The sequence below is a fragment of the Paraclostridium benzoelyticum genome (genome assembly GCF_001006285.1).
GTDB lineage: Bacteria > Bacillota > Clostridia > Peptostreptococcales > Peptostreptococcaceae > Paraclostridium > Paraclostridium benzoelyticum.
On record NZ_LBBT01000210.1, the window covers coordinates 1 to 11,236 of the forward strand.

The window sequence follows — 11,236 nt, forward strand, 5'->3', positions numbered from 1 at the left end:
TATATAAATATAAATATTTACATATCTTTTTCATTTTATAATAATCCAAATTTTAGTATGAATACTATGCTAAGTATAATTAAAGAAAGTTTTGCCTGATCTTTCTTACCACTAGCTAACTTTAAAAATGTATATGATATAATTCCAAACATAATACCATCTGCAACACTGTATGATAAAGGCATCATTACAAATGTTATAAATGCTGGTATCGCATCTGTAAAATCATTAAAGTTAATTCTTAATATTGAACTTGCCATTAAGAATCCTACAAGTATAAGTATTGGAGCTGTAGCTTGAGGTGGTATAGAAACAAATAATGGAGCAAAAAATAATGAAATTAAGAATAAAATTCCAGTAATTACTGCTGTTAATCCCGTTCTTCCTCCAACTGCTATTCCAGATCCACTTTCAACTGTTGTAGCTAGCGTTGATGTTCCTAATACTGAAGATATAGTAGTTGAAACAGATTCTGCTAATAATGCTTTTTTTACATTAGGCATATTTCCATTTTCATCTAATAAATTAGCCTTATCTGCAATCCCTAATAAAAATCCTATTGAGTCAAACATATTAACAAATAATAATGTAAGTACTATTACTAACATATCTAAGCTAAATATTTGACTTTTACCTACATCCAATGCTTTCATAAATACAGGTTGTATTGATGGAGGTAAGTCTATAACTCCTGTTGGCATAGGAACTATTGAAAATACCATCCCAATTACAGATGTAATTATTATAGATATTAAAAATGCTCCATTCACATTTTTTATTAATAAAGTTGCAGCTATCATTAATCCTATTATAGATAATAATACAACTGGTGACTTAACATTTCCTAATGATATTATAGCTCCACCTTGTTGAACAATACCTGCATTAACAAGTCCTATAAATGTTATAAACAACCCAATTCCAGCTGTTATAGCATGTTTTAATACATCTGGCATACACTCTATTATCTTTTCACGAACATTAGTTACTGTTAATAAAATAAATATAATACCTTCGATAAACATAGCACATAGTGCAAATTGCCAAGTATATCCCATACCTAAAACTACTGTATACGTAAAGAACGCATTTATTCCCATACTAGGAGCTAATATTATAGGATAATTAGCTAAGAATCCCATTATTATACATCCTATTGCTGAAGCTATTGCAGTTGCTGTAAAAACAGCGCCCTTATCCATACCAGCTTCACCTAATATGGTAGGATTTACAACTAATATATAAGCAATTGTCATAAATGTTGTTATTCCTGCTAATACTTCTGTTTTTACATTTGTGTTATTTTCACTTAGTTTAAAAACTTTCTCTAATAATCCATTATTAGAGCCTTTAACACTTGAATTTTGCATATTTTCCTCCATTGATGATAAATTTTTTGTGATAAAATCCTTATAAAAAAATAAAAAGCATAAGCTTTTTATTTTTTTATAATTTATTGTAAGTGTTTGAATAAACTGGTTTTATTCCCATTCTATAGTTCCTGGAGGCTTACTAGTGATATCGTAAACTACTCTATTTGCTCCATCAACTTCATTTACAATTCTATTAGATATTTTTTCTAATACATCGTAAGGCATTTTGTACCAATCAGAAGTCATTCCATCAGAAGAAGTAACGGCTCTTATACCTACTAAATAAGCATAAGTTCTTTCATCTCCCATAACTCCAACAGTTTTTACATCTGGTAAAGTTGCGAATGCTTGCCATATTTCACTATATAAACCAGCTTTTTTAAGCTCGTCCATATATATAGCATCTGCTTCTCTTAATATATCACATCTCTCTTTAGTTACTTCGCCTATAACTCTTATTCCAAGACCTGGTCCTGGGAATGGATGTCTATATATTAAATCATAATCTATTCCAAGTTCTAATCCTATTTTTCTAACTTCATCTTTAAATAATTCTCTTAAAGGTTCAACTATTTCAAATTCTATATCTTCAGGTATTCCACCAACATTATGATGTGATTTTATTGTAGCTGATTCTCCAAGTCCACTTTCTACAACATCAGGATATATAGTTCCTTGAGCTAAGAAATCCATTTTTCCTAATTTATTAGACTCTTCTTCAAATACTCTTATAAACTCTTCACCTATTATTTTTCTCTTAGCTTCAGGTTCTGTTACACCTTTTAATTTAGATAAGAATCTATCTTCACAATTTACTCTTATTAAGTTCATATCAAACTTATCTCTAAATATTCTTTCAACATCATCGCCTTCATTTTTTCTAAGTAATCCATGATCTACGAATACACAAGTTAAGTTATCTCCTATAGCTTTATGAACAAGTACAGCTGCAACTGATGAATCTACTCCACCACTTAAAGCACAAAGTACTTTCTTATCTCCTATAGTTTCTTTTAATTCTTTTATCTTTTCTTCTATAAATGAATCTGTTGTCCAATCTCCAGTTACTTCACATACATTATATAAGAAGTTTCTTAAAACTTTATCTCCTTCTAAACAATGTTCAACTTCTGGGTGGAATTGAACTCCGTATAATTTCTTTTCTGGGTGATGCATTGCAGCTACTGGACAATCCTCAGTATATGCAGCAACTTCAAATCCTTCAGGAAGAATATCTATTAAATCTGTATGACTCATCCAAACAGTATTAGTAGAAATTCCTTCAAATATGTTTGAAGCGTTATATGTTATAGAAGTTTTTCCATATTCTTTTTCACTATTATTTCCTCTTCTTACATTACCACCTAATAAGTGAGCCATTAACTGAACTCCATAACATATTCCAAGTATAGGTACTCCTATTTCGAATATTTCTTTAGTTATCTTTGGAGACTCTTCTAAGTATGCACTGTTAGGTCCTCCTGTAAAGATTATTCCTTTTGGATTTTTAGCTTTTATTACTTCTATATCTGTAGTATGTGGTAATATTTCACAATATACGTTATTTTCTCTAACTCTTCTTGCAATTAATTGGTTGTATTGACCACCAAAATCTATTACTAAAACTATTTCATGTTGTTTTTTCATTCTTATACCTCCCCTTGAGTGCTGTAATTTGGCGCTTCTTTAGTTATAGTTATATCATGTGGATGACTTTCTTTTAATGAAGCAGCTGTTATTTTTATAAATTCAGAATTTTCCATTAAGTCTTTAATTGTAGCGGCACCACAGTATCCCATACCAGCTCTTATTCCACCTATCATTTGGTAAACTATATCTTCAGCTTTACCTTTATATGCAACCATTCCTTCAACACCTTCAGGAACTAATTTTTTAGCATCATTTTGGAAGTATCTATCCTTAGATCCTTTTTCCATAGCTCCGATAGATCCCATTCCTCTATATGTCTTGTATGATCTTCCTCTATATAAAACTGTTTCTCCAGGACTTTCTTCTGTTCCTGCAAACATAGATCCCATCATACATATTGATGCTCCAGCAGCTAATGCTTTTACTATATCTCCAGAGAACTTTAATCCTCCATCAGCAATTACTGGTACTCCATACTTATGTCCAACTTCTGCACAGTCCATAACTGCTGTTACTTGTGGAACACCTATACCAGCAACAACTCTTGTCGTACATATAGACCCTGGTCCTATTCCTACTTTTACACAGTCAGCTCCAGCTTTTATTAAATCTTCTGTAGCTTTTGCAGTTGCAACATTTCCAGCTATAACTTGTAAGTTTGGATATTTTTCTTTTACTTGTTTAAGAGCATTTATAACACCCATAGAGTGTCCATGTGCACTGTCTAGTACAACTACATCAACATTAGCTTTAACTAATGCAGCAACTCTATCCATTAAATCAGCACTTATTCCAAGAGCAGCTCCACATAATAATCTTCCTTGAGAATCTTTTGCAGAGTTTGGATATTGTATTTTCTTCTCTATATCTTTTATTGTTATTAATCCTTTTAAGTTTCCTTCTGCATCAACTATAGGTAATTTCTCTATTTTATGTTTCTTTAATATTTGTTGAGCTTCAGTTAAGTTTATTCCTTCTCTTGCTGTAACAAGATTTTCTTTAGTCATAACATCTTCTACTTTTTTAGTAAAATCAGCTTCAAACTTTATATCTCTATTTGTTATTATTCCGATTAATTTATTATTATCATCTACTATTGGTACACCCGATATTTTATATCTTGCCATTATATCATCAGCATCTTGTATTGTATGGTCTTTTGTTAAGAAGAATGGGTCTACGATAACACCACTCTCGCTTCTTTTTACTTTATCAACTTCTAAAGCTTGTGCTTCTATAGACATATTTTTGTGTATTATTCCTATACCACCTTGTCTCGCCATTGAAATAGCCATTTTCGATTCAGTAACTGTATCCATACCTGCACTCATTAGAGGTATATTTAATTTAATGCTCTTTGTTAATTGTGTTTGTGTACAAACATCTTTAGGTAACACTTCTGATCTTTGTGGAACTAAAAGTACATCATCAAATGTTAATCCTTCTTTTAATATCTTAGCTGCTTTTGATAAGTCTTCTTTATTTAATATATAAGCAAGTCTTATCTCGTCAACTCCAAGACCTTTAGTTTTATAGAATCCTTCAGCAGGACAAGGCATTACTGTCTCTCCATCGATTTCAAAATCGCTTAGCATCCATTTAACAAAATCATCAGCGCTCTTAACTGGTAACTTAGCTACTATATAGAATGCTCCTGTTGGCTTTTTACATATAACACCAGGAACCTTTACAAGTTCATTGTATAAAACATCTCTTCTTTCTCTATACTCTTCATTTACTTCTGTTAAGTAAGAATTTGGAGTTTTGTAAAGTTCTACTGCTCCAATTTGTTCTAATGTAGGAACTGATAATCTAGCTTGACAAAGCTTTAATATTTCACCCATAAATTCTTTGTTTTTAGAAGCTAAAGAACCTATTCTAGATCCACATGCACTATATCTTTTAGATACACTATCTACTATTATAACTCTATCTTCTACTTCTTTAACATTTCCTAAACTAGTGTAGTCTCCCTCATATACAAACTCTCTATAGACTTCATCTGCTATTATCCATAAATCATGTTCTCTAGCTATATCAGATATCATGTTTATTTCTTCTTTAGTGTAAACTACTCCACTTGGGTTTCCTGGGTTTGAGAATAATATAGCACGAGTGTTTCCATCTATCTTAGATACGATTTCCTCTTTAGAAGGTAAGTGGAATCCGTTTTCAGCAAAAGTAGTTATTGGCTTGATTTCAACTCCAACTGCATTTGCAAAACTATTATAGTTTGAATAGAATGGTTCAGGTACTAATATGTTCTCTCCTTCATTACATATAGTTAACATTGTAAAGAATAAAGCTTCACTACCACCGTTTAATATTAATATATCTTCTAAATCAAAGTTTATATCATATTCTCTGTAGTATTTTTGTATAGCTTCTCTAAGTTCATGTAAACCTTCTGATAAAGCATACTCTAAAACTTCTTCTTTGTTGTTAGCTATTGCTTCGAAAAAGTTTTCCGGAGTTTTAATATCTGGTTGCCCTATATTTAAATGATATACTTTTTTCCCTTGTTTTTTAGCTTGTGCTGCATAAGTTAATAGCTCCATTATAGTTGAAGCTTCTACTGATTTTATTCTTGAAGAAAATTTCATATTTTTGCCTCCTAATTGTCCCTTTAATTGTATTGATGTATGTGGTATACAATATTTCTTCTTTACCCATATTCTAACATATTAAAACAAATTAGTTAAACGTTTTTTTCAGATATTAAAAAGTTATTATTTTCTGTATTTTAAGTAAATTTCATAAACTATTGAAAATTACTCAATCTAAGTATATATTATTTACATAAGTTGTGAAAACAATTACATAAAATTTAATATTTAGGAGGGCATTTATGACAAACTTAGTTAATGCTAAATGGTTAAAAGAAAATTTAAATAATGAAAACCTAGTTATTGTCGATTGCAGATTTGACTTAATGGATAAAGAATATGGTAAAAAAAGTTATGAAAAAAATCATATAAAAGGTGCAGTTAGAATTGACCTAGAAACTGAATTATCTAGTAAAGTTCAAGAACACGGAGGTAGACATCCACTTCCTACTGTGGACGAATTAAAAAGTACTTTTGAAAACTTAGGCATAAATAATGATTCAGTAGTTGTTTGCTATGATGAAGGAGATTTAGCTGGGCCATCTAGACTATGGTGGACTTTAAAGTATCTAGGTCATGATAAGGTATATGTTTTAGACGGTGGAATAAATGCATTCATTGAAATTGGCGGAGATACTAATAATGAAGTTCCTACAGTTTCTAAAAATGGAGAGTTTGTAGTTGATATAAATGATTCAATGAGAGTTGATATGAACTATGTAAAAGAAAGATTGTATAAAGATAGCGTTGCTATAATAGACTCTAGAGAACATAAAAGATACTTAGGTGAATTTGAACCTGTAGATAGAAAAGCTGGTCATATTCCTAGTGCAATGAATTATTTCTGGATGGATATATTAGAAAAAAATGGTGATAGCGTAAATATAAAATCTGTAGAAGATTTAAAAAAACATTTTGAAAAGTTAAATAAATTTGACGAAGTAATAGTTTATTGCGGATCTGGTATAACTGCTTGTCCTAACAGTTTAGCACTTAGCGAAAGCGGAATAAAGCATAAAGTTTACTCTGGAAGTTTTAGTGATTGGGTAAGCTATGATGATAATGATGTAAATACTACAGTTCAATAATAAAAATAAAAAGGATGTTTCAATTTTTATTGAAATCATCCTTTTTATTTTTATTTATACATTTTTAACAAGTTCTCTTTGAGCTTCTTTTTTATCCATGTATTCATTTAATCTTTTTTCTGCTATAACTTTTATCTCATCAAAACTCATTTTATTTTCCTTATTTTTAACTATCTCCATCCCAATTTCAAGCAACTCTTTATCCGTAAATTTACTTTGTATGTACTCCTCTATTCTTGGTATATCTTTAGGCTCTATATCTTTGTATACTTGTGTCATAGCTATTAAGCTATTAACTAAATTAAAATCTGTTACTAAACTTAGTTTGCTTAAGTCTAAATTTTTCATACATATCCCCCATTTTCTTATTGATAATACTATTATAACACATCATTAACACAATTTTCTTAATATTGCATATTTTAATTATTTAGATTTAGATAAAAATTTCGTAGCAAAATCTACACAGTCTCTCTGAGGCATCAATTTACAATTTGCATTTCCTATTTTATAGTTTATAACCTTGTGATTATTTTCAAAAACTTCTCCAATATATCCAAAACAATCAGAATCTACTTCTAAATCTTCGAATTCTTTCCATACTCTCATTCCATTTTCTAGTATAGGCGCTCCTGATATGAATGTTTCTCTGCAATTACTTCTATACTCACTTAAATGAAATGATGTATTATTTTCATAAGGAACCCCTAAAAGTAGAATATATCCGTCTAAATCATAAACTCTAGCTAATGGTGATTCTTCTGATAGTCCATATTCTAAACTATGGTTATTTGTTATAAATTCTTTATCTTTTCCATAAGCACTAAATGATACTTGTGGATGATTACTTCTTGTTACCCCTTCATAACTTATAAAGGTTTGTGCTATTATTCCCATTCCTCTACATGGAGTTGTTAATTTGTTAAAAGCAGGCATTTCATTTTTTATTATTTCATGCCAACTTTCAGGAACAGGTGGATTACACCAATATATTGGGTCAGAATAGTCTCCAGTATGACTAGGCATAACTATATTGCCATTTTCTCCTACAGCCTCTAAAAGAGCGTCTATAACAGATATAGGGCCTCCACAAACCCATCCAATCGAACTTAGAGATGAGTGCACTATAATAGTCATCCCTTCTTTAACTCCCATAGCTTTTAGATCTTTAAGTAAACTTGTTTTTGTATTAATTTCTACACTTGATTTAATTATATTCTCTTCATTACTCATAATATCCCTCATTTAATTTTTCAATTTATTATAAATTCGATAAAAATAATTTCAAACCTTTTAATATATAGTTAATTTTATATAATCAATAAAAAATTCGCTTCGCTCATGTCGCCAACGACTCCGTCCGTTGCTCAAAATATCATTTTTTACTTTCACCAAAACATTTATATAGCTATGTTACATAAGTTATCCACAAAACTTAGTTAAGTAAAATTTCCTTAAGCGTAAAAAAGTTAGGATAATTATCCTAACTTTTATTTATTCATTTCCATAAATATTTTTTCAGGTGTTATAGGAAGCGTATTAACTCTAACTCCACAAGCATTATATACAGATTCTTGTATAGCTGGTAGAGGTGTGTTTATAACAACTTCTCCTACTGATTTCGCTCCAAATGGCCCTGTTGGTTCATTTGTCTCTACAAAATCTACAATGACATTTCCGACATCACATCTAGCAGGTATTTTGTATTGCATAAATGTATTTGTATCCATATGTCCGTCATCCGTATGTCTAACTTCTTCAAACATAGCCATTCCTATACCTTGAACTATACCACCTTCAACTTGTATCTTTGCTAAGTTTTTATTTATAACAGTTCCGCAATCCACAACAGCAACATAATCAACAACTTCATATTTACCTGTTTCTAAATCCATCTCTGTTTCAACAAACCCAGCTATAAATGGAGGGGGTGATACTTCACTACCATGAGATGCATAGCCTACTAACTGTTCTTTTTCTGGTCCAACTGTAAAGTCAACCGCTATATCAAATACTGATATTCTATTGTGCTCACTATATACATACTCACCGTCAAATTCAGTGTATTCTTTGTCTATTCCAAGTCTCTTAGCCCCTATATCTATTATCTTGTCACGAAGTATGTTGGAAGCTTTAACAACAGCCATTCCTGTGACATAAGTTGTAGATGATGCATAAGACCCCGGATCATATGGTACTACATCAGTATCAGCTGATATAACATTAATTTTATCCATTGTAGTTTCTAATATTTCACATGCCATTTGTGCTAAAATAGTGTCACTTCCAGTTCCCATATCTGTAGACCCTACCATTAATGTGTAATTGCCATCATCATTTAATTTTATTTCCACACTAGCTGTATCAATACCTGCTATACCTGATCCTTGCATAGTAAGTCCCATTCCAACACTTCTAACTTTTCCATTTTCTAATTTTTTCGAAGGATATTTTTCATCCCATTTTATAAGTTCTTTACCTTTATTTATACATTTTACTAAATCTACACTATTTAAAGTTTTATCATAAGCAAAGCTAGTTTCGCCTTCTTTTACTATATTTTTAAGTCTTATTTCTGTAGGATCCATATTTAATTTATGTGCTAACATGTTTATAGTTGACTCTACTGCAAAACACCCTTGTGTAGCCCCATACCCTCTAAGTGCTCCAGCTGGCATTTTATTTGTATATACTACATTTCCTTTGAACCTAGATGCTGTAAGCTTATTGTACATAGGCATAGTTTTTTCTCCTACTAGCCCAAAAGTTGTTGAAGCGTGTTCTCCGTATGCTCCCGTATCTGATAAAGCATCTATATCTATAACTTTTATTATTCCCTCTTTTGTTGCTCCAATTTTTACATCTAGCTTCATTGCATGTCTACTTGTAGAACAGTTAAATGTTTCTTTTCTATCATAAATTATTTTTGCAGGTTTTCCTGTTTTCAACGTTACAATTGCAGAGAATATTTCAACACAGGCAGTTTGTTTTCCTCCAAATCCTCCACCTATTCTAGGTTTTATAACTCTTATTTTACTTGAAGGTATATTCAATGCTCTTGATAAGTGTCTTCTTACATGAAACGGAATTTGTGTAGAACTTACTACAACTAACCTACCTGTATGGTCTAAGTAGTTGTATGCTCTATACGTTTCCATCATTGCATGAGCTTGAGCTTGTGTATAATATGTTTCTTCGATTACAACATCACACTTTTCAAGTTCTTCTTCTATATTTCCCTTTTCATACAAATGTTTTGATACTATATTTCTTTCTCTTTCCATACCTATGTCAAAATTGCAGTGTCTGTCTTCATCATGAACTAACATTTCATTATCAATCGCATCTTCCATGTCTATTATAGGCTTTAAAATTTCATATTCAACTTTTATCATTTTCATAGCTTTTAATGCAGTTTTTTCATCTATAGCTGCAATTATAGCTACTTCATCACCAACATATCTAACTGTATCTTCAAGTATCAATCTATCATATGGTGATGGTTCTGGGTATGATTGTCCAGCTAGTGTAAATCTATTGTTAGGTACATCTTTATAAGTTAATACACACTCTACACCATCAACCATTAAAGCCCTAGACGTATCAATATTTTTTATCTTTGCATAAGCATGAGGACTTCTTAAAATTTTAACAACTAGTGCATCTTTTGCTGCTAAATCATCAGTATATACAGGCTTACCTGTAGCTATAGACATTCCATCTATTTTATGTATTCCTTTTCCGACTATTTTCATCATTTATTTTACCCCCAGATAACTTTTGATTGCTCTTAATTGTCCCATGTATCCTGTGCATCTGCATAAATTACCAGTTAAATAGTGTATTATCTCCTCTTCTGTAGGATTACTTAATTCTTCCTTCATAGCTATAACTGTCATTATAAATCCCGGAGAGCAGAATCCACATTGTTCTGCACCTTCGCTAACTAATATTTTTGCAAATTCACTAACTTCTTTTTCTAAGCCTTCTATAGTTATAATTTCTTTATTTAATGCTCTAACTGTTAAAGTTGCACACGATAATGTAGGTCTTTTATTTATCCACACAGAGCAAAGCCCGCAACATCCTGTGTCACATCCTCTTTTAACACTTAAATTTCCTAATTTTCTTAAGCTATCTACTAAATATTCTTCTGGCTCTATATCAACTTTTCTCTTTTTCCCATTTACATTAAGTTCTACTAACATTTTGTAACCTCCATGATTGCTCTTTTGACTAATACTTTACTTATTTGTTCTCTATATTCTTTAGATGCTCTCATATTTGTTCCAAATTCAATATCATTTTTTATTAAATCTATAGCTTTTTCTATATTTTCATCATTTAATTGATTATTAGATAAAAATTGACTAGCTTCTATAGCTACTTTTGCTCTTTGAGGTCTTGCGCCTATACATATCTTAAATTCATTATCTAATTTAGATACAGATACATTTAGTATTGGATAATCACTTTTAGCATTTCTCATAGACTTATAAACTGCATTTTTATTATATTT

8 protein-coding genes and 1 pseudogene are annotated in these 11,236 nt (G+C 30.7%); 1 reads left to right on the forward strand and 8 read right to left on the reverse strand.

The genetic code is table 11. The features are described 5' to 3' along the window. Positions 1-35 precede the first annotated feature (35 nt). From VN21_RS09885 to guaB, 3 genes are all read right to left on the reverse strand, one after another. On the reverse strand, positions 36-1,370 hold the full coding sequence (locus VN21_RS09885; RefSeq protein ID WP_046823118.1) for an NCS2 family permease: 1,335 nt from the start codon (positions 1,368-1,370) through the stop codon (positions 36-38). Positions 1,371-1,481: 111 nt separating this feature from the next. Beyond that, positions 1,482-3,020 carry a glutamine-hydrolyzing GMP synthase gene (gene guaA, locus VN21_RS09890; protein ID WP_046823119.1) on the reverse strand — a complete coding sequence of 513 codons (1,539 nt, stop codon included), beginning with the start codon at positions 3,018-3,020 and terminating at the stop codon, positions 1,482-1,484. Positions 3,021-3,022: 2 nt separating this feature from the next. Then, positions 3,023-5,626, reverse strand: a complete 2,604-nt coding sequence (gene guaB / locus VN21_RS19100; RefSeq protein WP_084822064.1) for an IMP dehydrogenase — start codon at positions 5,624-5,626, stop codon at positions 3,023-3,025. 245 nt (positions 5,627-5,871) lie between these two features. Between guaB and VN21_RS09900 the strand changes: the two genes are divergently transcribed. After that, complete coding sequence (locus VN21_RS09900) at positions 5,872-6,717, forward strand: sulfurtransferase (RefSeq protein WP_046823120.1); 846 nt, start codon at positions 5,872-5,874, stop codon at positions 6,715-6,717. Positions 6,718-6,771: 54 nt separating this feature from the next. On the opposite strand, the gene VN21_RS09905 is transcribed toward VN21_RS09900, so the two are convergent. The 5 genes and pseudogenes from VN21_RS09905 to VN21_RS09925 all read right to left on the reverse strand — a co-directional run. Next, a complete protein-coding gene (locus tag VN21_RS09905) occupies positions 6,772-7,065 on the reverse strand; it encodes a hypothetical protein (RefSeq protein ID WP_046823121.1) in 294 nt (97 codons plus the stop codon). A 78-nt stretch (positions 7,066-7,143) separates the two neighbouring features. Then, positions 7,144-7,950 carry an aminoglycoside N(3)-acetyltransferase gene (locus tag VN21_RS09910; RefSeq protein WP_152650798.1) on the reverse strand — a complete coding sequence of 269 codons (807 nt, stop codon included), beginning with the start codon at positions 7,948-7,950 and terminating at the stop codon, positions 7,144-7,146. A gap of 257 nt (positions 7,951-8,207) precedes the next feature. After that, positions 8,208-10,472, reverse strand: coding sequence for a xanthine dehydrogenase family protein molybdopterin-binding subunit (locus VN21_RS09915; RefSeq protein WP_046823125.1), 2,265 nt, complete (start codon positions 10,470-10,472; stop codon positions 8,208-8,210). Between the two features lie 3 nt (positions 10,473-10,475). After that, positions 10,476-10,925 carry a (2Fe-2S)-binding protein gene (locus VN21_RS09920; RefSeq protein WP_046823123.1) on the reverse strand — a complete coding sequence of 150 codons (450 nt, stop codon included), beginning with the start codon at positions 10,923-10,925 and terminating at the stop codon, positions 10,476-10,478. After that, positions 10,919-11,236 (reverse strand): annotated as a pseudogene (locus VN21_RS09925) (FAD binding domain-containing protein); the annotation flags it as partial. The gene VN21_RS09920 and the pseudogene VN21_RS09925, both read right to left, overlap by 7 nt.

Coding starts and splice junctions, on each gene's coding strand:
- VN21_RS09885 (WP_046823118.1), bottom strand. CDS start 1,370: ATGCAAAATTCAAGTGTTAAAGGCTCTAATAATGGATTATTAGAGAAA.
- guaA (WP_046823119.1), bottom strand. CDS start 3,020: ATGAAAAAACAACATGAAATAGTTTTAGTAATAGATTTTGGTGGTCAA.
- VN21_RS09900 (WP_046823120.1), top strand. CDS start 5,872: ATGACAAACTTAGTTAATGCTAAATGGTTAAAAGAAAATTTAAATAAT.
- VN21_RS09920 (WP_046823123.1), bottom strand. CDS start 10,925: ATGTTAGTAGAACTTAATGTAAATGGGAAAAAGAGAAAAGTTGATATA.
- guaB (WP_084822064.1), bottom strand. CDS start 5,626: ATGAAATTTTCTTCAAGAATAAAATCAGTAGAAGCTTCAACTATAATG.
- VN21_RS09915 (WP_046823125.1), bottom strand. CDS start 10,472: ATGAAAATAGTCGGAAAAGGAATACATAAAATAGATGGAATGTCTATA.
- VN21_RS09910 (WP_152650798.1), bottom strand. CDS start 7,950: ATGAGTAATGAAGAGAATATAATTAAATCAAGTGTAGAAATTAATACA.
- VN21_RS09905 (WP_046823121.1), bottom strand. CDS start 7,065: ATGAAAAATTTAGACTTAAGCAAACTAAGTTTAGTAACAGATTTTAAT.